General features: G+C 67.6%; 33 protein-coding genes. 32 read left to right on the top strand and 1 reads right to left on the bottom strand.

Annotated features, from left to right (window positions below):
• Window positions 1–3: 3 nt before the first annotated feature.
• Genes ACWEF2_RS10490 through ACWEF2_RS10450 form a run of 9 tightly spaced genes read left to right on the top strand, consistent with a single transcriptional unit; the run spans window position 4 to window position 5672 of the window.
• Complete coding sequence (locus tag ACWEF2_RS10490) at window positions 4–414, top strand: hypothetical protein (protein WP_453813881.1); 411 nt, start codon at window positions 4–6, stop codon at window positions 412–414.
• 33 nt (window positions 415–447) lie between these two features.
• On the top strand, window positions 448–1443 hold the full coding sequence (locus tag ACWEF2_RS10485) for a hypothetical protein (protein WP_453813879.1): 996 nt from the start codon (window positions 448–450) through the stop codon (window positions 1441–1443).
• A 19-nt stretch (window positions 1444–1462) separates the two neighbouring features.
• Window positions 1463–1771 (top strand): hypothetical protein, encoded by a 309-nt coding sequence (locus ACWEF2_RS10480; RefSeq protein WP_453813877.1) that lies wholly within the window; start codon window positions 1463–1465, stop codon window positions 1769–1771.
• Window positions 1761–2459: a hypothetical protein gene (locus ACWEF2_RS10475; RefSeq protein ID WP_453813876.1), complete on the top strand. Its 699-nt coding sequence runs from the start codon at window positions 1761–1763 to the stop codon at window positions 2457–2459. The genes ACWEF2_RS10480 and ACWEF2_RS10475 overlap by 11 nt, the downstream gene beginning before the upstream one ends.
• A complete protein-coding gene (locus ACWEF2_RS10470; protein WP_453813874.1) occupies window positions 2456–3133 on the top strand; it encodes a hypothetical protein in 678 nt (225 codons plus the stop codon). The genes ACWEF2_RS10475 and ACWEF2_RS10470 overlap by 4 nt, the downstream gene beginning before the upstream one ends.
• A 9-nt stretch (window positions 3134–3142) precedes the next feature.
• Window positions 3143–4042, top strand: coding sequence for an NAD-dependent epimerase/dehydratase family protein (locus ACWEF2_RS10465; protein WP_453813872.1), 900 nt, complete (start codon window positions 3143–3145; stop codon window positions 4040–4042).
• Window positions 4015–4695 (top strand): hypothetical protein, encoded by a 681-nt coding sequence (locus ACWEF2_RS10460; protein WP_453813870.1) that lies wholly within the window; start codon window positions 4015–4017, stop codon window positions 4693–4695. Before ACWEF2_RS10465 ends, ACWEF2_RS10460 begins: the two co-directional genes overlap by 28 nt.
• Window positions 4685–5419, top strand: coding sequence for a hypothetical protein (locus ACWEF2_RS10455; protein WP_453813868.1), 735 nt, complete (start codon window positions 4685–4687; stop codon window positions 5417–5419). Before ACWEF2_RS10460 ends, ACWEF2_RS10455 begins: the two co-directional genes overlap by 11 nt.
• The gene (locus ACWEF2_RS10450; RefSeq protein ID WP_453813866.1) at window positions 5370–5672 is read left to right on the top strand and encodes an HNH endonuclease; all 303 of its coding nucleotides are present in this window, start codon (window positions 5370–5372) and stop codon (window positions 5670–5672) included. The genes ACWEF2_RS10455 and ACWEF2_RS10450 overlap by 50 nt, the downstream gene beginning before the upstream one ends.
• 8 nt (window positions 5673–5680) lie before the next feature.
• On the opposite strand, the gene ACWEF2_RS10445 is transcribed toward ACWEF2_RS10450, so the two are convergent.
• Window positions 5681–6334 carry a PASTA domain-containing protein gene (locus ACWEF2_RS10445; RefSeq protein WP_453813864.1) on the bottom strand — a complete coding sequence of 218 codons (654 nt, stop codon included), beginning with the start codon at window positions 6332–6334 and terminating at the stop codon, window positions 5681–5683.
• A 198-nt stretch (window positions 6335–6532) separates the two neighbouring features.
• Between ACWEF2_RS10445 and ACWEF2_RS10440 the strand changes: the two genes are divergently transcribed.
• The 23 genes from ACWEF2_RS10440 to ACWEF2_RS10330 all read left to right on the top strand — a co-directional run.
• Window positions 6533–6886, top strand: coding sequence for a hypothetical protein (locus ACWEF2_RS10440; protein WP_453813863.1), 354 nt, complete (start codon window positions 6533–6535; stop codon window positions 6884–6886).
• The gene (locus ACWEF2_RS10435) at window positions 6879–7103 is read left to right on the top strand and encodes a hypothetical protein (RefSeq protein ID WP_453813861.1); all 225 of its coding nucleotides are present in this window, start codon (window positions 6879–6881) and stop codon (window positions 7101–7103) included. Before ACWEF2_RS10440 ends, ACWEF2_RS10435 begins: the two co-directional genes overlap by 8 nt.
• The gene (locus ACWEF2_RS10430; RefSeq protein WP_453813859.1) at window positions 7096–7254 is read left to right on the top strand and encodes a hypothetical protein; all 159 of its coding nucleotides are present in this window, start codon (window positions 7096–7098) and stop codon (window positions 7252–7254) included. Before ACWEF2_RS10435 ends, ACWEF2_RS10430 begins: the two co-directional genes overlap by 8 nt.
• Window positions 7251–7442 (top strand): hypothetical protein, encoded by a 192-nt coding sequence (locus tag ACWEF2_RS10425; RefSeq protein ID WP_453813857.1) that lies wholly within the window; start codon window positions 7251–7253, stop codon window positions 7440–7442. The genes ACWEF2_RS10430 and ACWEF2_RS10425 overlap by 4 nt, the downstream gene beginning before the upstream one ends.
• Window positions 7443–7571: 129 nt before the next feature.
• Window positions 7572–7907: a hypothetical protein gene (locus ACWEF2_RS10420; RefSeq protein WP_453813855.1), complete on the top strand. Its 336-nt coding sequence runs from the start codon at window positions 7572–7574 to the stop codon at window positions 7905–7907.
• Between the two features lie 116 nt (window positions 7908–8023).
• Complete coding sequence (locus ACWEF2_RS10415; RefSeq protein ID WP_453813854.1) at window positions 8024–8191, top strand: hypothetical protein; 168 nt, start codon at window positions 8024–8026, stop codon at window positions 8189–8191.
• 310 nt (window positions 8192–8501) lie between these two features.
• A complete protein-coding gene (locus tag ACWEF2_RS10410) occupies window positions 8502–9329 on the top strand; it encodes a hypothetical protein (RefSeq protein WP_453813852.1) in 828 nt (275 codons plus the stop codon).
• Between the two features lie 403 nt (window positions 9330–9732).
• A complete protein-coding gene (locus ACWEF2_RS10405; protein ID WP_453813850.1) occupies window positions 9733–10326 on the top strand; it encodes a bifunctional DNA primase/polymerase in 594 nt (197 codons plus the stop codon).
• A gap of 23 nt (window positions 10327–10349) precedes the next feature.
• Window positions 10350–10808, top strand: coding sequence for a phage terminase small subunit (locus ACWEF2_RS10400; RefSeq protein WP_453813848.1), 459 nt, complete (start codon window positions 10350–10352; stop codon window positions 10806–10808).
• A gap of 36 nt (window positions 10809–10844) precedes the next feature.
• Window positions 10845–12497, top strand: coding sequence for a terminase (locus ACWEF2_RS10395; protein WP_453813847.1), 1653 nt, complete (start codon window positions 10845–10847; stop codon window positions 12495–12497).
• Complete coding sequence (locus tag ACWEF2_RS10390) at window positions 12494–13936, top strand: phage portal protein (RefSeq protein ID WP_453813845.1); 1443 nt, start codon at window positions 12494–12496, stop codon at window positions 13934–13936. The genes ACWEF2_RS10395 and ACWEF2_RS10390 overlap by 4 nt, the downstream gene beginning before the upstream one ends.
• A complete protein-coding gene (locus ACWEF2_RS10385; protein ID WP_453813843.1) occupies window positions 13911–14675 on the top strand; it encodes a VG15 protein in 765 nt (254 codons plus the stop codon). The genes ACWEF2_RS10390 and ACWEF2_RS10385 overlap by 26 nt, the downstream gene beginning before the upstream one ends.
• Before the next feature lie 84 nt (window positions 14676–14759).
• Window positions 14760–15371 (top strand): hypothetical protein, encoded by a 612-nt coding sequence (locus ACWEF2_RS10380; RefSeq protein ID WP_453813841.1) that lies wholly within the window; start codon window positions 14760–14762, stop codon window positions 15369–15371.
• Between the two features lie 20 nt (window positions 15372–15391).
• Window positions 15392–16348 carry a phage major capsid protein gene (locus ACWEF2_RS10375; protein ID WP_453813839.1) on the top strand — a complete coding sequence of 319 codons (957 nt, stop codon included), beginning with the start codon at window positions 15392–15394 and terminating at the stop codon, window positions 16346–16348.
• Window positions 16349–16557: 209 nt separating this feature from the next.
• Window positions 16558–17466 (top strand): glycosyltransferase family 4 protein, encoded by a 909-nt coding sequence (locus tag ACWEF2_RS10370; RefSeq protein ID WP_453813837.1) that lies wholly within the window; start codon window positions 16558–16560, stop codon window positions 17464–17466.
• Between the two features lie 9 nt (window positions 17467–17475).
• Complete coding sequence (locus ACWEF2_RS10365; RefSeq protein WP_453813835.1) at window positions 17476–17877, top strand: hypothetical protein; 402 nt, start codon at window positions 17476–17478, stop codon at window positions 17875–17877.
• Entirely contained in the window at window positions 17877–18218 is a 342-nt protein-coding gene (locus tag ACWEF2_RS10360) for a hypothetical protein (RefSeq protein ID WP_453813834.1), read from the top strand. The genes ACWEF2_RS10365 and ACWEF2_RS10360 overlap by 1 nt, the downstream gene beginning before the upstream one ends.
• Window positions 18219–18234: 16 nt before the next feature.
• Complete coding sequence (locus ACWEF2_RS10355; protein ID WP_453813832.1) at window positions 18235–18564, top strand: hypothetical protein; 330 nt, start codon at window positions 18235–18237, stop codon at window positions 18562–18564.
• Complete coding sequence (locus ACWEF2_RS10350; protein WP_453813830.1) at window positions 18561–18938, top strand: hypothetical protein; 378 nt, start codon at window positions 18561–18563, stop codon at window positions 18936–18938. Before ACWEF2_RS10355 ends, ACWEF2_RS10350 begins: the two co-directional genes overlap by 4 nt.
• Before the next feature lie 62 nt (window positions 18939–19000).
• Window positions 19001–19585 carry a phage tail tube protein gene (locus ACWEF2_RS10345; protein ID WP_453813828.1) on the top strand — a complete coding sequence of 195 codons (585 nt, stop codon included), beginning with the start codon at window positions 19001–19003 and terminating at the stop codon, window positions 19583–19585.
• Window positions 19585–19911, top strand: coding sequence for a hypothetical protein (locus tag ACWEF2_RS10340; RefSeq protein ID WP_453813827.1), 327 nt, complete (start codon window positions 19585–19587; stop codon window positions 19909–19911). The genes ACWEF2_RS10345 and ACWEF2_RS10340 overlap by 1 nt, the downstream gene beginning before the upstream one ends.
• A 77-nt stretch (window positions 19912–19988) precedes the next feature.
• On the top strand, window positions 19989–20453 hold the full coding sequence (locus ACWEF2_RS10335; protein WP_453813825.1) for a hypothetical protein: 465 nt from the start codon (window positions 19989–19991) through the stop codon (window positions 20451–20453).
• Between the two features lie 39 nt (window positions 20454–20492).
• Window positions 20493–21421: hypothetical protein (locus tag ACWEF2_RS10330; protein WP_453813823.1), on the top strand; the 929-nt coding region annotated here is incomplete at its 3' end.

Genomic DNA, 21421 nt, shown 5'->3' with positions numbered 1-21421 from the left:
CCGATGGCTACCCGCATCTCGACTGCCGCTCGAAACGCCGCATGCGATGCGGTGGTCGACCTGGCCGACGCCGGAAGCGGCGCGGCGAAAATCCGCGTGTACACCGGCACTCAGCCCGCCGGGCCGGGCACCGCGATCACCACGGAAACGCTTCTCGCCGAGTTCACCCTCGCCGACCCCGCCTTCGGATCCGCGGCCTCGGGAGTGGCGACGCTCGCCTCCACCCCTCGCGCCACGACCGGCGTCGCGGCCGGCACCGCGACCTGGTTCCGGATGCTCGACTCCGACAACGTCGCGATCCTCGACGGGTCGGCCGGCACCTCCGGCACGGAGCTGATACTGAACACCGCCACCGTCTCGATCGGTGTGGCGGTGTCTTTGACCAGCATGACGGTGACCATGCCCGCGACCTGACCGCACCCGGCCCGGTGAGCGAACGGAGTCGTCGTGGCCGACCGCCATAATCTCTGCACCAACCCCGCGCTGGGCGTGGACGTCACCGGGTGGGGTGGCGGCAGCACGCCTGCCCGCACGGCGGTCACCGGATTCGCCCGGCCCTGGGCGGCTCGGTACACGGCCGGCACGTTCATGTCCACCGCGCCGACCAACGTCAGCGCGGTCACCCCGGGCCTGGACTACACCCTGGCGATTTACGTGAGAGTCGCCACGTTCAACGTCGGCGCGGGAGCCATCTACATCGAGTGGATCAACGCCGGAGGCAGCGGCTTCGGCTACCCGTCCGCGAACTTCACCGCCTCGATCGGCGCCGTCACCCGCGTCTCCATCACCGGCACCGCGCCCGCCAACGCCGTAGCCGCCAGAGTGATCATCGACGGCATCAACTACAACATCAACACGACGGATTTCACGGCGCTCCTCATCGAGCAGACCGGCACCCTCGGCACCTATTTCGACGGCGACAGCACCAACGGCTCCTGGGACGGCACCCCCGGCCTGTCGGCATCCACCCTGACCACCGCGCCACCCATCACCGGCACGGCCGCCCTGACCCTGCCCACCCTCACCTCAGCCGCAGCTGCCACCCTCACCGCGTCCGCGACGGCAGCCGCGGCCCTGCCGCCCCTCACATCCGCTCTGGCCGCGACGACCACCACGTCCGGGCAAATCAGCGCGGCCCTGCTCTCCCTCGCCGCCGCGGCAGCAGCCACAACCGCCGTCGTCGCCGCAGCCTCCGCAGTCCTGCCCGCGCTGACCGGCGCCGCTGCGGGGACCCTCACCGTCTCCGGAGCGGCAACAGCCAGCCTGCCGGCCCTCACCGCGGCTCTCACCGGAGCCGTTTCCCCAACCGGTGTGATCGCCTGCCAGCTACCGAGACTGACCGCACACCTCACCGGCACCAGCGACGCCGCCGCGGCCGACGACATCGCCATCCGCCTCGGCCCGACCCGGCGCCGCTGGTCGGCCCGCACCGGACGCCGATGACCTACGGGGAGGCGGCGCAGTGGCGATCGAGGACTATCCGAGGGAAACCAAGGAATACGTTCACGTCGTTGTGAGCGGCGACACCGACCTGACCGCTCTGCCAGTAAAAATGGCCGTTCTTGCCTACGGGATCCGTCCCGTAGAAGCAGACTGGCAGGCCGCCGAGTGGGACACCGATATCGACGGCAGCACCGTCGTCAAGATCAGAATCGGCCCTGGCACGGCTTTCGACTTCTCAGCCTCACCCGGCCCCAAGGTCCCATGGGTGCGCGTCACCACCAGCCAGGAAACCCCCGTACTGGAAGGCGAACCCATCCGTGTCACCTGAGACCCGTACGCCCGACCTGCTGGTCATCGTCCCGTCGCGCGGCCGGCCAGGCAACATCGCCGACCTTCACGACGCGTGGCAGGCCACGACCGCGGGCGCCGCCACACTCCTGGTCGCCGCCGACGATGACGACCCCACCCTGGAGGACTACCGGTACGTGTGCCGCTCCCGAGGCATCGAGCTCACCGTGGGGCCGCGGCTCCGGATGTGCCCCACCCTCAACGCCGCCGCCACCGAGCGGGCGCCGAACCACTTCGCCGTCGGCTTCATGGGAGACGACCACCGGCCGCGCTCCCGCGCCTGGGACCAGCGCTACCTCGACGAGCTCCACGACCTGAGCACCGGCATCGTCTACGGCGACGACCTCCTGCAGCACGACCGGCTCCCCACCCAGGTCGCCATGACCTCCGACATCGTGCAGACCCTCGGCTGGATGGCACCCCCGGACCTCGTCCACCTATGGGTCGACAACGTCTGGAAAGACCTCGGCCAGGCCATCGGCCGACTCCGCTACCTGCCGGACGTCGTCATCGAGCACATGCACTACCTCAACGGCAAAGCGACCGAGGACGACCGATACCGCGAGGTCAACGACTCCGCCGCCGCCGAAACCGACCGGCTCGCCTATGCCGCGTGGCTGGAACACGACATGCCCGCCGACGTCGAGAAGCTGAAGGCGTTGCTGTGAGGCTGATCTCCTACAGCCTGTTCGGCCCCCAGGAGTTCTACACCGCCGGCGCCCTCGCGAACGCCCGCCTCTGCGCCGACCTGTACCCGGAATGGACATGCAGGTTCTACGTCGGCGACAGCATTCCTCAGGCCGCCCGTGACGACCTCGCCGCCCACGCGAACGTCGAGCTCATCTCGATGCCTGGTGTGCCGGAGAACTGGTTCTCCACGTTCTGGCGGTTCCACGCCCTGCGCGACGACGTTGACGTGGTGATGTTCCGCGACGCCGACTCCCGCCCCTGCCGACGCGAGCAAGCCGCGGTCCACGAATGGCTGGACTCCGACAAGGAGTTCCACGTCATGCGCGACCACCCTGAGCACGGCATGCCGATCCTCGCGGGCATGTGGGGCGCCAAGCGGGACGGCGCCCGCGCCGCCGCGGCGCTGCTACCGGACCGGCACAACGGCGTGGAGCGCTGGCAGGCCGATCAGCTATGGCTGGCCCACCAGGTCTACCCGGTCGCGAAGCGGTCTCTGATGGTCCACACCAGCCCCGAATCACCGCAGTTCGAGCCGGATGGCTTCGACGACAAACGCGAATTCCCCGCCGAGCGGCAGCCGGGCCGGTTCGTCGGCCAGGGCTTCTACGGCGACGACACCCTCCGCATCCCCGCCGACGCCCTGCGAGTGTAAGGAGGCCGCATGCCCACCGCGCTCGTCACCGGAGCCGCCGGCTTCGTCGGCCGCCACTTCACCCGCGCCCTGCACCAGGCCGGCTACGACGTCACCGCGTTCGACATCAACCCCCGCGACACCCCTGACGTGCGACTGCTGGACGCTCGCGCGTTCTTCGCCGCCAACACCGAGCAGTACGACCTCGTCGTCCACCTCGCCGCGGTCGTCGGAGGACGCGCCAAGATCGAGGGGGAGCCGCTGTCGCTCGCGGTGGACCTGGAGATCGACGCCGCGCTGTTCCAATGGGCGCTCCGCACCCGCCCAGGGCGAATCGTCTACTACTCCTCATCCGCGGCCTACCCGGTCACCCTGCAGGACGGCGACCCGCCGAACCAACTCGCCGAGCCGGACATCCGGTTCGACTACCCGATCGGCGGCCCCGACCTCAGCTACGGCCTGGCGAAGCTCGTCGGTGAGCAACTCGCTGGCTATGCCGAGGGTGAGGGGATCCGCGTCCACGTGTTCCGGCCGTTCTCCGGTTACGGTGAGGACCAGGCGCTCGACTACCCGTTCCCCTCGTTCGCCGACCGCGCCCGGCGCCGAGACGACCCCTTCGAAATCTGGGGCGACGGCACTCAGGTCCGCGACTGGATCCACATCTCCGACGTGGTCGCCGCCACCCTCGCCGCCGTCGACCAGGACGCACCTGGCCCCGTCAACCTGTGCACCGGCCGGCCGACGTCGTTCAACGACCTCGCCCGCCTGTTCACCGCGGCCGAGGGCTACACCCCGGCCCTGAAACACATCCTGGACGCACCGAAGGGTGTCGCTTACCGGGTCGGCGACCCGGCCAAGATGCTGTCGTTCTACCAGCCGAAGGTCACCCTGGAGGAGGGCATATGGCGGGCGCTGGACCCATCCCGGTGATTGTCCTGACCAGCGGCCGCGCTGACTGCATCGTCCAATCCCTGCCCTCCGCGACCGGAAACGTCGTGGGCATCGGCTCGGTGACGATCGTCGACGACTCCGGCGACGCCGAATATCGGGCGTGGCTGGCCGGGGAGTTCCCCGACTGCGAGGTCATCCCCGTGGCCGGAGAAGCGGCAGGGTATTGGCGGGCGATGCAGACCGTATGGTCCCTCGCCGCCGACACCTCGCACATGTTCTTCGTCGAGGACGACTTCACGTTCAACCGGCCCGTCGACCTCGCCGAGCTCGCCGCCGTCCTGGACGCCTACGACCACCTCACCCAGATCGCGCTGCTGCGACAGCCGTGGTTCCACAACGAGCACGCCCATGGTGGCTTGATCGAGGCGCTCGAAGCCCAAGGCCAGGCGTTTGAGCAGCGCACCGACGGGCGCCGGTCGTGGATCGAGCATCGGGCGTGCTTCACCGGTAACCCCAGCCTCATCCCAGCCCGCACCCTCGCCCAGCCGTGGCCGGAAGGCGCATGGTCTGAGTCCCGTTTCGGGCGGCAACTCTTCAAGAACCGGGCGGCCCGCGGCGCCTACTGGGGCAGGCGCGGCGACCCGCCTGCGGTCACGCACATCGGACACGAAAGGGCGGGCCATGGTTACTGACCCCGCCGTCATGGTCGCCATTCCGTGGCGGCCCACCAGGGACCGCCAGTACGCCTACGACCTGACCGTGGCCCGCTACCGCGCACTGCTGCCCAACGCGGCGATCCTGGCGGCAGACACCGACCACGGGCCGTTCTGCCTGGCCGGGTGCCGAAACAAGGGCGTGCGCCTCGCCGAGGACGTCGGCGCCGACGTGGTGGTGCTGGGTGACGCCGACACCCTGCCCGAACAGCAGCCACTCCTGGACGCGATCCGGAGCGCCTCCGTCGACGGCCTGGTCCACCTGCCCTACACCTCCTACCGGTCTCTCCGCCGCGACGGCACCGCCCAGTATCGGGCAGGCGTTCCGTTGCAGGACTGCAACTACTTCGAGGTCCCGGGAGCCTGCTCCGGCGTGTACGTCACCACCCCGGCAACGTGGCGGGCGCACGGCGGCCAAGACGAGCTGTTCCTGGGCTGGGGCGGTGAAGATGCAGCATGGGCCGCAGCTCACCTGACTCTTCTGGGATCCGAACCTGTCCGGCATGAGGGGTGTGTCTACTCGCTGCACCACGCCTCCGCCGTTAAGGAGGGGGAGCAGTACAGCGCGAACTTCGCTCGCATCTACCGCTACCACCAGGCACAGGGCGACCCCGGCGCCATGTGGGCGCTGATCCGCGAAGGCGAGGCGACCGATGCCGAACGGGCAGTGGAAGGGGCACAACAGGCTCGCGTCGCTCCCTAAAGGCTGGCCCGCCATCCGCAGGCATGTGCTGGAGCGCGACAACCACACCTGTTACAAGTGCGGCGGCCACGCCACCCACGTGGACCACATCCAGAACGCGGCTTCAGGCGGGTCGGACGGGTACGCGAACCTCGCCGCGATCTGCGCGGACGACCACCGCACAAAAAGCAGTTCCGAGGGCGGGCAGGCGAGAGCCGCCAAGCAGGGCCGTCGCCAGCGCCCCGCCGAGAAACACCCCGGACTTCGGGACTGACCTTGAGGTCAGCACCACCATCGACGGCTGCAAAATCGGCTTTCCCCGGAGTTGTTCCCGCCGCTGAAGTCGGTACCGCCGCCACCCGATAGCGAGCCGTAGTTGAAGCCGACCACCAGCTTGACCTTCTGACCGACCCTCAAGGGTTTACCGGCCTTCGGGGACTGTGAGAGAACTCGGTAGGTGTTCTCCGGGACCGAACGGGACTCCTTGAGGGTTGAGTCGGCGGCCCAGTAGACGGGCTCAAATAGAGCCTCTGCCCGATCCTGTGACCAGCCGACCACGTTCGGCATCTTTTGGTACTTGCGGTAGAACTTCCGTTCCTCGCCGGTCATGAATTTCAGCGCCACCTTGCCGCCTGCCCGCACGACGCTTCCGGCTGCCGGGGCCATCTTGTAGACGAAGCAGTCGGTCTCGTCGTCGCAGTAGGAGCCCATCAGCCCGGTGGTAGACACCTCCAGGCCGAGCGCTTCCGCCTCGTTCTCTGCCTGCACCAGCGTCTTCTTCGTCAGGTCAGGCAGCGTCACCGGGCCGCTCGCCGTGACGGCCGTTGGAGCCTTGTCGTCACCGAACACGGCATCGACCAGCTTCGAGCAGCCGCCCACCACGAGCACGACCACCAGGAGCGTTCCACAACCTGCTGCGGTGTTTTTGCTCGCCATGCGGCTCACGGTAGGAAACGCGCGGTATCGGGGTGGTCGACGTTACAAGAACTACACCTTGATTCGACTTTGCCGCGATTAGTGGCAGCCGCTATTTCGCTTTCCGCCCTGACCGAGAACCCTCCAGGTCGCTCCTGGGGGTAGAGAGCCCCGGCTTCCTCATGGGGCCGGGGCTCTCGCACATCCATGAGGAGACACATGGTTCACCCCGACCTGCCGCCGTTCTCCGGCGACGAGCCGACCTGCCCCAAGTGCGGGAACGAAGGCGCCAGTACGCGCTACGTTGCCCATGGTGCCTGTGTACACGACGCTTCGGGGAACCTCGTAATGGGATTCGCCTCCAACGAGCGCCTCCACCGTGAATGCTTCCGCTGCGACTACGCGTGGGACGAAGCCGTCACAGAAAGCCAAGAGACTCGCCACCTAATCGCTTCCGCTTTGAAACTAAGCGGGGTCGCTGAGGTCACCAACAACAGCGGGCTCCCTGAGCCTGTGCTCACCGAGAAGCAGCGGCGTAAGGCGATGGGCGAGTTCGGGGACACCCATGCCTGACATCCCCAAGCTGATCCGGGTTGAGCGCGTAGGTGGCCGTTTCTTCAAGCTGGAGATCAACGGCGAGACCTTCCCGCACGCCCTCCTCGCCGACGATCCGATCACGGCGACGATGGCGCAAGGCAGCATGGCGTCCCTGAACATCACGCTCGTGGCCGACCGGGTCGAGTTCATCGACGAACCTTTCGGCAGCAGGGGAGCGCCCACCGATGCCTGACCCCGAGGACCCGATCACTCGGCTGGCTGAGGGCGCCGCCCAACTGCACGAGTTGTTCCTGGCCTACGTCACCGCTGGCTTCACCGAGCAGCAGGCCTTGTTCCTGATCGGCCAGATGATCCAGGCCGGCATCCGGAACGCCACAGGATGAAGATCATCCGACACGCCCGCCATGAGTTCTGGTGGGTGGCCGAGAAGTGGTCCGGCAGGCTCTGGCACCGAGTCTGCGCCGACGGCATCTCCTGCCGGCTGGACTGGCTCCCCGCGTTCTGCGCCCGACGCCGCTACGCCGCCCTTCGCGCGCTGCGACCCGAGTTCTTCCGGCCGAGGAAGCGATGACCGCCCCCGCCATGATCGTCTTCAGAGGGAGAAAGGAGACCCCGAATGGTTTTCCTGCACTGCAAGGGCCCTCTCCAGGGAGTCGCTGAATGCCGAGGGTGCGATTGGTCCACCTCCAGCCGCGACTACATGACCAACTACTGGAAGGCCGGGATCCCGCACGAATGCGATCGCAGCCCAATCCGGATCACCGGTTCTGTCGTCCACGCCCTCCCGGGTGACGTCCAGGAAGAACTTTTCACCTGGGCCCGATCCAACGGCATCGAAACCCACGTTGACGACATCGCCTCAGTCACGATCGACGGCGAATCCCTCCTCGTTGAAGAGTTCGTCCCGCCCGACCCCGCCACCGAGGGCCACAGGGGCCGCCGCCCGTACTCCAATACGCACGTCATGGACGCTACGCACCGCCTGCCTCGCCATCTGTACGACCTGCTCGTAGGGCAGGGAGCCGTCACCACATGACCGGCCAATTCGAGTCACGTGACCGGTCGGGCGACTTGTGGCGCGCATACACAGCACACCTCGCGCCAGGTTCGCCAAGGCCCGTCAGGCGGAGAAACGAACCACCCGTCCCCGCCATGATCGTCCTCCGCCCAGGCGACAAGGTCCTCATCGCCCTGACCGACGACCCCGGCCCCGAAGGATGCGCGCAGGTCGCCGCCGCACTCAAGAACTCCTTCCCTGGTTGCGACTTCACCGTCCTCGCCGGAGTAGCAGGGCTGCTCGTCCAGCCTCCCCAGCGGTGAACACAGCGTGACCTACGCCGAGAATGCCGGGCTTTATATAAGCGCTCCGTAATCACCGCAGGAAAAGCCGCAGCGGCAACGCCGAGACCGCGCGAACTCATACCACCCTCCGCCGCCCCTCCACGGGAGTCGGCTCCACAGCCATGCCCGGCGCCTGCGTGCAGGGCCGGCGAGCACACCAGCCCCACCGGAGGTGAGCGTGGGACGCCACAGCGCCAGCGCCTGGACCGAGCATGACCACCCGCGCGACCCGGACGGCAAATTCGCCGGCAGCGGCGCAAGCCGCGCAGGAGGAACCTCCAGGCGAGGCATGCCCGACGCCATCGCCGGCGCCGACATCCCCATACGCGGCGGCGACGAGATCGCACTGGACTCCCACCTGGACGGGAGCATCACCATCGCCACCCCGAAGGGCTCGGTGCGCCTGCCCGAGGAGAGCGTCTCCGACCTGAGGTACTACCTGGGTGACCTCAGCCTCGAAGGCAGAGACGCCGGCGAGGAGGCGTGGATCAAGCGCACCGAGCTCGACGCTGACGGCCGCCCACGCTCCAGCCTGGCCGCCCTGGTCCGCAAAGACGGGGAGGGCAAGTACTCGCTACGGCTGGCCCAAGGCGACGCCTCCTCAGCAGCTGAACTGCGGGACGCCCCCGCCCTGCAGCTCAACGGCAAAGACCTCAACAGCATCGACAACGCCCTGACCCGCATGAAGGCCTCCAGCCGTGTAGACACAGGCAACGGCGACCTCGACGTCTTCCTCACCGACGACAAGAAGTTCGGGTTTCGGCACCTCGGAGACGACGGCCACCCCGTCGAGACAAGGTTCGACGCCAAGTCATTCGCGAGACTCAACCACGCCATCGACGTCGTGATCGATGGGTTCGACGAGAACGACCCCACAGGCCCCGACGAGGGCGTCACCCAGGTAGACGTCAAGACCAACGTCGGGAAGGTGAGGGTCGAACTCACCGGCACCTGGCAGGGAACGGGCCTAGGAGACCGACTCAAGATCACACCAGTGCAGGGTGACGCATGGGGGATCTACGTCGACGGCACCCAGCAGCAGAGCTTCGCAGACGCCGTAAGCAAGATTTCAGATGCAGGTGAAGCATTAGAGTTCTACGACCCCTACGCGTATTGAGCGGACACAGCAGGCGCTCGCGCGGGCATCCAGCTGAGTAAGGCGCCGACGTGCACTACGACGCGATGAGCAACACACCCCGCACCATGCACGTCGACGATCTGATTGGACACGAGACTCCAACGTCAGAGCCCGACTGCATGTGCGGACCCGAGATCGCCCAGGCACACGCCGACCAAGACCCTCCGCTCATACTCACGCAACGTAACCAACAAATGTCCGATTTGTGTGATACCTGGGGGTATATCCCCCACCCCGGCAAAAGTCGAATCGGCAGGTATACGGGCTGTCCTCGGCTACGGGTCTGGGGCATGCGGTTATGACTCTCTGTGACATGAGATGATCTTCGCTGATCTGTAGTATTCGCAGCTCAATAGCTGCTTATGTGTGACATCATGAACTCATGGCCGGTAACTTTAAGTGCGCAGAGCAGACGTGTGGCCTCCCTTTGCGTCCGCTGGCCCGTAGCGTTGCGAAGTACTGCTCGGCGAGGTGCCGTCAGCGGGCGAGCCGCCGCCGTCGCACAGTGCCGGCGGAGATGACAGCACGACCGAACTGGGTGCGGCGCACAGCCCGCAAGGTTCCGGTGACGACGCAGTGGCGCCGGGTCGCCTCGGTGACCGACCGGTCGACGTGGACCACCTACCGGGAAGCTTCCCGGGCGAGAAACGGCGTCGGCCTCGGCTTCGTGCTGGATGACTCAGGCGTCGTTTGCATCGACCTGGACCACTGCCTGTCCAACGGTGTGGTCGCGCCCTGGGCGAGAGCGATCCTGGATCGCCTGCCGGCCACGTTCATCGAGATATCGGCCTCAGGGCAGGGCCTGCACGTCTTCGGCCGCGGCCATGTGCCAGCCGGTCGGCGCATCCGGCGCGAGGACGGCGCCGCGATCGAGATCTACGGCGACCGCCGCTACATCGCCATCACGGGCGTCCGCTTCGAGGCGGCACCCTCCGTCCTTGCCGATCTTTCCGGGGTCATCGCTGACCTGATCTGACGACGCCATGGAGGTGATCCTCCGTGGCTGGTCGTGGCCCTGCCCCCAAAGCCGCCCATCGGCGGGCTCGCACGAACGCTGATCATGTTCCGCAGACCGTTCTTCGCTTCGAGAGGGCCGAAGCCCCCGACCTGCCCGCGGACATTGACTGGCATCCGCGCACCCGGGCGTGGTGGGAGATGTGGCGGCGCTCGCCGCAGGCCGACGTGATGATTGAGTCGGACTGGTACTTCCTGCTCGATACGGCGCTCATGCATGACGCCATGTGGAGCAAGGGGCAGTGGACGCTCGCGGCTGAGGTGCGGCTGCGGGTGGCGAAGTTCGGCGCTACCCCGGAGGACAGGGCTCGCCTGCGGCTGGTGTTCGCCGACGCCGATGAGAAGGACGCCAAGCGGCCTCCTGCGGCGTCGGCCGCCCGGGAGAGATACGGCGACCTCAGGGTGCTGCCTGGCGTCAAGCGTGAGGCCGGCGAAAACGCCTGATCTGAGACTTGAAAATGAAGCGCCAGGGGGTGAGACGTGCCCTGGAGCCCGTCCCATCCCGAGGACTTCCCGACTCTGGGTTGGGAGTGCCTGGAGTGGATCACCTGCAATCTTGCGGCGCCTGACAGGTCGGAGTACGAGCCGTACATCCCGACCAAGGAGCAGGCGGCCTTCATCCTGCGGTGGTATGAGCTTGATCCGATCACGGGCAAGCGCAAGTACCGCCGTGGGGTGATCAGTCGCCCACGCGGCTGGGGTAAAAGCCCATTTCTGGCAGCCCTTGCATGCCTGGAGGGGCTTGGCCCGGTCCTGTTTGACGGCTGGGACGCGTCCGGTCAGCCGATAGGCAAGGGGTGGGCTACGGTCCGCACTCCGTACGTGCAGATAGCTGCCGTATCCGAGTTTCAGACAAAGAACTCGTGGATGCCGCTGCTGGAGATGCTTCAAGGGCCGGTGTTGGACAACTATCCGGGTCTTGAGCCGCTGGAGACGTTCGTCAACCTTCCCACGGGGCGCATGGAGCCGATCACGGCGTCGGCTCGCAGCGTCAAGGGCAACAAGCCCGTGTTTTCGATCATGGACCAGACGGAGGAATGGGTTCCGTCCAACGGCGGCGTCCGACTCGCCGAGGTCATGCGGATCAACGCGGCGAAGCTGGGCGGCTCCACCATCGAGTCGCCCAACGCCTACACGCCAGGCGAAGGGTCCGTGGCAGAGCAGTCAGCCGAGGTCTACAAGCGCATCCTCGAAGGCAAGGCGCGCGAAGACGGCCTGCTGTACGACCATCGGGAAGCACCTCCCGAAACGGACCTGGAGGACTACGAATCCCTGATCGCCGGCCTGCGGATAGCGTACGGGGACTCGTCGGACCATCCAGACGGATGCGTTCTGCATGATCCGCCTTGCCCCCCAGGATGGGCGCCGATCGAGCGGATGCGCGCCGACATCTGGGACATGGGCAGTGACCCGCAAACGTCAAGATCTGATTGGCTCAACCAAATCACTCACGCTACCGACTCCTGGCTGTCGCAGCCGGAATGGGCCGCGTGCATGGACGCGACGAAGGTCGTGGCGGATGGCGAGCGAGTCACGCTCGGCTTTGACGGCAGCCGTCACCGCGAGCGAGGCATCACCGACGCGACGGCCCTGATCGGGTGCCGCGTCAGTGATGGACACCTATTCGAGATCGCGGTGTGGGAGCAGCCTGACGGCCCTGCCGGCCGGGACTGGTGGGTGCCGACCAGCGAGGTTGAGGCCGCGGTGCGGACGGCGTTCCAGCGGTACCGGGTGGTGGGGTTCTACGCCGACCCGGCGGCTGACTGGCGGTCGTACGTGGCGAACTGGGAGTACACCTATGGCCGGCGCCTGAGGGTCCGCTCCTCGCAGCATCACCCCATCGAGTGGTGGATGAACCGCACGAACCTCGTCGTGCGGGCGCTGGAGCAGCTGCACGCGGCGATCGTCAACGGGGAGTTGAGTCACGACGGGTCGTTCGCGCTGACCAGGCACATGCTGAACGCCCGCCGCCGGAGTTCCCGGTCCGGCCTGCAGATCGCCAAGGAACACCCGACCAGCCACAGGAAGATCGACGCCGCGATTGCCGCGATGCTCGCCTGGCAGGCCCGCGTGGACGCCGTCTCAAGGGGTCTGGGCCGTAGAGGACAGGGACGGGCGGTGGTGCTGCGGTGACCGCGACGATTCCCGAACTGCCGCTGCTGGCCCTGTCCGACGACGAGCGCCTGCTGCTGGCGGCTCTGCGCGGCGAGCTGATGGCGGACAGGTTCCGGCTGGATCTGCGGGACTGCTACTACAACGGCGAGCAGCGGGTTCGCGACCTGGGGATCTCGATCCCGCCTCAGCTTCGGGGTCTGCACACGGTCATTGGGTGGCCGCAGATCGGCGTGGACGCCCTGGAGCAGCGCCTCGACATCGAGACGTGGCGATACAAGGACGCCCCCGACGACTCCGGTGAGCTGGCCGACATCTGGGAGCCGAACGAGCTCGTCGCGGAGTCCCAGCTCGCCCACCTGGACGCGCTGATCTACGGCCGGGCGTACGTGGCCGTCGGCTCGGGCGACTGCGACACGGACGACTGTCCGCCGCTGATCTCGGTGGAGTCGCCGCTGGACATGACGGTGTTCTATGACGCGCGAGCCCGCGCGGTCACCTCGGCGCTGCGGTTGTACAGGCTGGGCGAGGACGACGCGGCGGTTTTGTACCTGCCGGACACCTCGATCCACGTGGTGCAGACCACCACCGGGTGGGAGGTCATCGACCGCGACGACCACCAGCTCGGCGTGGTGCCGGTGGTGCGGATCTCCAACCGGCAGCGCACGGCGGATCGGGTCGGGCGCAGCGAGATCACCCCCGCGGTCATGTCGATCACGGATGCGGCGTGCCGGACGCTCATGGGGATGGAGGTCGCCCGTGAGTTCTACGGCGCCCCCCAGCGGTACATCCTGGGCGCGAGCGAATCGGCATTCCAGGACGCCGAAGGCAACCCGCTGTCAGCGTGGGAGACCTACCTCGGCCGGGTGCTCGCGCTGGAGCGCGACGAGGACGGCGAGGTCCCGCAGGTCGGCCAGTTCGCCGCCTACGACCCGTCGGTCAGCACCCGCATCGTGGACCTGTACGCGCGCATCATGGCCACCCAGCTCGGGCTGCCGCCGCACTATCTGGGCTACACGACCGACAACCCGGCCAGCGCGGATGCGATCCGCTCCACCGAAGCCCAGCTGGTCAAACGGGCCGAGCGCAAGCAGAGCCTGTTCAACACACCCTGGTCGCAGGTGTTCCGCCTGGCGATCCTCATCAAGACCGGTGAGCTGCCAGACCGGACCCGCCGGATTGAGACCGTGTGGCGCAACCCGGCCACACCGACGATGGCAGCCCAGACGGACGCCGCGGTCAAGTTGGTTCAGCAGCAGATCCTGCCTGCGGACTCCGACGTGACGCTGGAGATGGTCGGCCTGACCGAAGGGCAGCGGCAACGCGTCCACGCCGACCGGCGTCGGTCGGCTGGGCGGCAGGCGCTTGCTGAGGTCGGCAACGCGATCGCCGCCAACCGTCGGGAACGCACTCGCCCGGAGGTGACGGTCACCGATGGCGCAACAGGAGCGGGCGGCTGAGTACCAGGACGCACAGCGTGCTCTATCTGCTCAGCTGGTCGAGGAAATGGCTCCACTGTGGGAGCTGATTCGCCTTGGCGCGTTCGCCACCACTATCCCAGCTTGGGTTGAAGCGGTCATTGAGCTGCTACAGCGCTTCGCAGGCATGTCTGGGGCGCTTGCTGCGGATCACTACGCCGACGAGCGTGACACCGCGGGGGTTCGCGGAATCTTCCAGCCCGCCCCGGCCGAGATTCCGCCCGGTAAAGCCGAGGCGTCGCTGCGGTGGGCCGTCAAGGACCTGTGGATTCCCGAGGCGGACAACCCGCCGCCGATCGAAGAGCGCCTCGCTGTAGCCAAGGAGAAAGCCGCGGGCGTTGCTCAAAAGGTCGTGGCGGACGTGGGGCGCGACACGATCGCCCAGGCGATGGGCGAGGATCCCGAGGTGCTGGGCTGGGGGAGAACCACCGGCCCTGACGCCTGCTTCTTCTGTGCGCTTATGGCGAGCCGGGGGCCAGTTTACGAGTCCGAGGAAACCGCCGGCGGGGCCGCGAGCGACCAGTTCGAAGGCGAAGGCAAGTACAAATTCCACTCCCACTGCTCCTGCACGGTTTATCCCATTTTCCGAGGTCAGCGGTGGGAGCCGCCCGCCTATGTGGACGAGTGGGATCGGCTCTACACCGTCTCTACCGGTCATGAGCGCGGCATGAAGGACAAGCTCCGCGCCTGGCGCAGGGCGTTCGAAGGCCGCGAGGACTGACTGCATCAATGACTCCCCGCCTCGCGCGGGTGATTTCCCATGGCCGTAGCCGCGATGGCGCAGGCCGTTATCTGAGAGGCCGCGATGGCTGACGACACCACCACCGAGCACGACGACTCTGCGTCCACGGGCGTAGAGCCGACCGTGGAGGGCTCTGCGACGGATACCTCCCGCAGCGACGACAGCACGCTCGGCAGTACAGGCAAGGCGGCACTGGAGCAGGAGCGTAAGGCCCGGCGTGACGCCGACAGGGCACTACGTGAAGCCAACAGGATTCAGCGGGATCTGGAGCGGCAGCTCAGGGATTTCCAGGATCGGGACAAGAGCGACACCGAGAAGGCCGTCGCCCGCGCCGAGGGCGCAGAAAACCGCGTTCAGGGGCTGATTACCCGGGCTGTCCGGGCGGAGGTCCGCGCATTGGCGGTTGCGTTCGCCGATCCGGAAGACGCGATCGCCTTCCTGGATCTTGCTGTCTATACCGACCCTGACGGCGAAATCGATGCCGAGCGCATCCAGGCCGATCTGGCCGACCTGCTGGAACGCAAGCCGCACCTGGCCAAAAAGAGCGTCCCGGCCGAGCCGGACAAACGCCGGCCGCCCGCGCCGGACCGGACTCAGGCATCCAGTGCGAATGCATCTCGATCTACCAGCCCCGAAGAGACCTTCGAGGCTTTTCTTAAGTCGCAGCGCAAGTGAGCTGCTGAAAGTAGGAATCCATGGTGGCCACCGAGCCCCTGAAGCTCTCAAACGTCGACGATGCCCTGCTGCCCCGCACTCTGACGGGGCCGATCTTCGAAAAGAGCGTGGAGCAGTCGGCGGTCATGTCGCTGGCGCGGCGTGCTCCGCTGGCCATCGACGCCACCACAAGCATCCCCGTGCCGCTGGATGTCCCGACGGCTGACTGGGTGGGGCAGGGCTCAAGGAAGCCCCTGTCCAGCGGCGGGGTGGACGTCAAGCAGATGACCGCGAAGAAGCTGGCGGTTTTGATCCCGGTCTCGGAGGAGGTCTACAAGACCAACGCCGGCGGCCTGTGGACTCAGCTGAACAAGGACCTGCCGACCGCGTTCGCCCGCGCCTTCGACCGCGCTGCCATCCACGGGAAGACCATGAAGGGAGCTACCGGCCCCTTCGGGGATCACCTGATCGAGACCACGAAGTATGTGGCGCTCGGCACTGCCCCCGATTCGGCGGGCGGTCTCTACGCCGACCTGGTCAACGGCATGGCCGAGGTCGTCGACGATGACTGGGATTTCACTGGGTTCGCCGCCGACCACCGGCTCAAGCCGCGGCTGCTGCTGCAGACCGACGCCAACGGCCGCCCGATTTTCGTGGACGCCACCACGCCGGGCATGGACCAGGCGGTGGCCGGCACGCTGATCGGTGAGCCGCTCGCCTACTCGCGCAGTGTCAGCGGCAAGCACCGGCGCCAGTCGACCTCCACCGACACCGGCCTGCGAGCCATCGGTGGCGACTGGTCGCAGGCCGCGTACGGCGTCGGCATGGACATCACCGTCCGGGTGTCGGCGGAGGCGACGTATGTGGATGAGGACGGCGGCGTCCACTCGGCGTTCCAGGAGAACCTGGTCCTGCTGCTCGCCGAGGCGTACTACGGGTTCGTGCTCGGCGACCCGGAGGCGTTCGTCAAGTACACCAGCGCGGGCTACGTCTCCTGATGCCGCCCCGTCGACGGGCGGCTGGGGACAGTCCGCCGAAGCGAGCACCGAAGAGCGTGGCCACGCCGGAGGGTGGGACCGAACCGGTTCCGCCCTCCCCGGCTGTTCAGGCCCTTGCCGGGCGGGCGTCCAAGCCGAAACGCATCGTGGTGCGCATCCACTCGGCTCCTCCGCATCACAACGCGGGCGGCGAGTGGGCGCTGTTTTCCATGCTGCGTCCGCTGGCGGCTCGCGGCCACGAGGTGAGTGTGTGGCTGTCGCGGTACGGCAAGGCCCGCGACCCGTACTCGGTCGACGGCGTCCAAGTCGTTCCGCTGGCCTCGCGGCTGGATTTCGGGACGGCGATCCGGCATGCCGACGTCGTCATCAGCCAGTACGAAAACGTGCCCGCGGCCGGCGCTCTGGCCCGCGGCTACGGCATCCCGTTCGTGGCCCTGGCGCACAACCCGGCGCCGATCATCTTCAAGAACATCGCCGCCGGGTCGTGCGCGCTGGTCGTCTACAACAGCCTGCACCTGCGGGCTGAGGCTGAGGCGCAGTTCGCCGAGCACCCCAAGTGGGTGCGGCCGGCGAACTCCATTGTGGTGCGGCCCCCGGTGTTCGCCGAGGACTACTCCACGGTGCCCGGGGATCGGATCACCCTGGTCAACATGAACGCGGCCAAGGGCGCCAAGCTCTTCTGGGACCTCGCCAAGCGGCTGCCGGACCACCGGTTCCTGGCCGTCGAGGGCGCCTACGGGATGCAGATCAAGGAGAACCTGCCGAACGCCGAGTGGATCGACCAGGTGCCGGGCGAGCGAATGCGGGATGAGGTGTACGCCCGCACCCGGGTACTGCTGATGCCGTCCCACGTGGAGTCATGGGGACGCGTCGCGGTGGAGGCAATGGCCAGCGGAATTCCGGTAATCGCCAACCCCACCCCAGGCCTGTCGGAAGCCCTCGCGGACGCGGGTGTTTTCTGCGAGGTCACCGACGCCGACGCCTGGGCGGCCACCATCCGCGCCCTGGACGACCCGGCCGAGTGGCAGCAGGCATCCGACCGCGCCCGGCAGCGGTCAAAAGAACTCGACCCGTCCGCCGACCTGGCCGCCTGGGTCGAAGCGATCGAGGCGCTGTAGGAGGTCGCTGTGGCGTTGACCGCCGTGGATCTCGCCCTGTACCTCGACCTCGCGGAGATCAACGAAGCGCGTGCGGACCTGCTGATCGCCCAGGCCACCTTGCTGGCCGAATCGATCGTCAAGCCGCTCCCGTCGGGTGCCAGCGCGGTGGTGCTCGCCGCGGCCGGCCGGGCGTACGCCAACCCGCAGGGTGTCTCATCGGAGTCGGTCGGCCCGTACACGGTTCAGCGTCCGCAGGCGGGCCTGTATCTCACCAAGGCGGAAACGGCGGCCCTGAAACGCCTCGCGGGGCGTGGGGGAGCGTTCACCATCGACCCGACCCCGGAGACGGCTACGCCGGCGGCGTCGTGGCCGCCGACGATCGATCCGGACTGGCCGGGCGAGGGCTGGCGTGAAGGTGTGTGGTACTGATGCCCGCGCCGTTCCCGCAAGGCGAAACCCTGGTGATCCTCCGAGCTGCCTCGTCGACCCGGGACAGCGCCGGGAACTACGTGCCTGGCGCCGATCGGGAGATTCCCGTGGCCGGGTGTGCGGCGTGGAACACCGGCACCAGCGAGCGTCTGGACGCCCAGGACCAGGTGGTGGAGTTGTTCACGGTCGTCGCCCCGTACGGCACGGACATCCGGGCAACTGACCGTGCCCGGCTGCGTGGCCGGGTGTTCACCGTGCAAGGGCAGCCGCAACCCTGGAAATCACCTCTGACCGGCACTGCGGGTGGCGTTGAGATCCGCCTGGAGCGGACTGTCGGCTGAAAAGAGGGGAGGGCCCGTGGCCCGTGCTCGATTCAAGCCCAACACCAAGCAGATCGGCGCGATGCTGCGGTCGGCGCAGATGGAACGAGAGATGATCACACGGGCGCGGGTTGTCGTCTCCTACGCCGAAGCCGACGCTCCACGCGAGTCCGGCGAGTACGCCGACTCTTTCACGATCGAGTCCGGGCAGAGCGGGAGCCCGATCCAGCTCGGCACGGGTGACCGCGCCTGGGCGAAGATCAAAAACGATGCTCGCAGTGCCGCCGCCATCGAATTTGGTAACCGCCGCGTCGGTGAAGGCCAGCGGGTCCTGGGGCGCGCTGTCGACCGAGTGACCCGCGAATGATCGACGTCGAAGCACTCCTGACCTCGTGGATCGAGGCCAACGTCGACAACCTCCGCTCCATGTCCGAGACGCCGGCCGACCTCGACGCCCTCGTCCCCGTGGCGAAGGTTCGCCGCATCGGTGGCCCATACGACGGGTTCCGCTTGGACCGGGCGACTGTCGACGTCGACGTGTTCGACGCCACCCGCGACGGGGCATCCGCCGCGGCGCTGCACGTGCAATGGGCGCTGCACAATCTGCTGGCCCGCAACAAGGCTGGTGACGCCGTGGTGACCCGGGTGGAAACTCTCACCGGGCCGCGGCCTCTGCCCTACGACAACACCGGTCTACGCCGCTTCGGCGCCACCTACCGAATCACTGTTCACCCGGCCTGACCTGGCCGCGCTTCCAGCCCCGAGCCTCACGGCCGGGGCTTTCGTCATTCAAGGAGGTCCTCATGGTTACCATTGCTCGCTCCGATGATCTGGCCATGGTCGGCGCGAACGGCGGTGGCTGGGCGGCCCCGCTTGGCACCGCTCAGCCACTCGACCCGCGCAACGCGCCCGTTGCCCCGTTTCTGGCGCTCGGCGCCATCTCCGAAGACGGCCTGACCACCGCCTTCGACGAGGACTCCGAGCAGTTCATCGCGTGGGGGCAGTCGGCTCCGTTCCGCACCGTCGTCACCAAGTCGGTTCGGACTTTCCAGCTCACCCTGTGGGAGACGCGCCGCCCGATCGTCCGGTCGGTGATGTCCCGGCAGCCGCTGTCTGCCCTGGTACCGGACATTGACGGCATCGTGCGATACGCCGAGTCCGCGACCGTCACGCCTGACCGGCGCGCCTGGATCTTCGACATCTACGACGGCGACCTGTGGGAGCGAATCTACGTGCCCGAGGGGGAGATCACCGACCGGGGCGATGACACCGCCAAGCAGGACGAAATGCGCGGCTTCGAGATCACGGTCACCGCCTACCCGGACGCCGCGAACAACACCCTCTACCGGGCCTACCTGGCCCCCGATCTGGATGAGGTCAACTCCTAGTGCCCCCCAAGCCCAAGATGATCAAGCAGGACGGTACCCCGGTCTCGCATTTCAGCCTGCGCGACCGCAAACGCGAAGCCGTCGCCGAGCCGTTCGTTTTCGACGTGGACGGCGAGTTCTTCACCATGCAGCCGTCCGGGTCCGCCGACTGGCAGACCACCGCGGACCTCGGCACCAGCGACGGCAGCCTGCGAGCCTTCGTCGCCGAACTCCTCGGCGACGACTACGAGCGATTCCGCGCGATCAAGGGCGTCTCCGGCGATGACCTGAACGCCCTGATCGAGGCCTCGGCGACGCACTATCAGGGCCTCACCCGGGGGGAATAGCCGGCCTCGCCGCGCTCGTCGACCGGTACGGCGACGAGATCGAGGCCGACCTGTGGATTCACTGCCACCGCACCGACTTGCGCGACCTGTTCCGGCCGGGCGGCGGCGAGTCAAGGCTCACCTGGCGGCTGGTGGGCAACCTGATCCGGCATCTACCGCCCGAGTCCGCGACGAAAACCGCGCTGCGAAACGAGATGAGCGACGCGGAGATGGAGCGGGCGAGTAAGGGCGCAGACCCCTCTCAGGGGGCGTGGTCGCAGACGGAGATGCTGCTGGCGTCGCTGATCGACTCCGTCCGGTGGCTGATCCACGTCACCCTCCGGGTCAATGGCGGCAAGGGCGGACCTCCGGCGCCGGTCCCGCGGCCTGGGGTGAAGAAGACCGGCCGGAGGAAACGCGAGCTCACCCCGGCGCAGCTCGACGCGATGTGGCATCGCATCAACGGCGGCCGGATCGAGGGCACGGTCGTCGGCTCTGGCGCGGAGGCCGCGACCGTACGCAGCACAAAACCCGTCCCACAAGGGGCTTCGCAGGGCGCCTAGCCGCACCTTTCTCCATGACTCACAGAAGGCGGGTGAGTCGTGGCCGAGTTCACTGCTGGCGATGTCATCGTCCCTGTCGTCCCGTCGGCCAAGGGCTTCATTACCGACCTGAAGAAGCAGCTTCTCCCTGGCGCCTACGACCTCGGCCAGGCGATCAGCAAGGACATTCAGCGGGGCATCAAGGACGGCCTGGGCGGGATCTATGAGCCACTGAGAGAGCAGACGCGGCGTCAGCAGCAGCAGGCACCCCGGGACGGCGACCAGGTCGGCGGCGCGTTCGCCCGCGCTTTCAAGGCCCGCCTTCAGACGGCCTTTCAGAGCCTGCCGAAAGCGGAGATCGACGCCGACTCGACCGCGGCTCAAGTCAAGATCGCTGAGCTGCGGACCCGCATGCAGGAGCTGGCGAACAAGACGGTCGGCGTGGACCTGGACGCGGGCGCCGCACTCGCCGAGGTCGCCGCGATTCAGCGCGAGCTGTCCGCCCTGGATGGCGAGAGCGTGTCCGCGGACGTGCGGGTCGATATCGCGTCCGCGCTCGCCGAGCTCGCCGCCGTTGACGCGGGGCTGGCGACGGTCGACGGCAAGGTGGCGCGGGCGAAGGTCGACGTCGACATCTCCGGCGCGCTCGGCGCACTCGGTGCGCTGTCGGCCGCGCTGGCGGCGGTGGCGGCCATCCCTGTAGCGGCTGGTCTGGCGGCGGGTGTCGGCGCGCTGATCGGTCCTCTCGGTGCGGCCGGTGCCGGTTTCGCCGGGGTGGCGGCGGTGGCGGTGCCGTCGATGAAGCGCATTTCGGAGGCGCTGAAGGAACAGGAGAAGTCCACTCAGTCCGCAGCGGGAGCCACTACCTCGGCAGTGCAGGCGACCACTTCGGCAGCGCAGGCGGCAGCTGAGGCCGCCTCGCAGAGTGCCGCGCTGGAGCAGGCCGAGCGGCGTATCACGGACGCCAAGGTCGCGGCGAAGCAGGCCGA

This window comes from Streptosporangium sp. NPDC004631 (assembly GCF_053601935.1).
The sequence above is the reverse complement of the archived record's forward strand: the minus strand, read 5'-3'. Positions and strand labels throughout refer to the sequence as shown.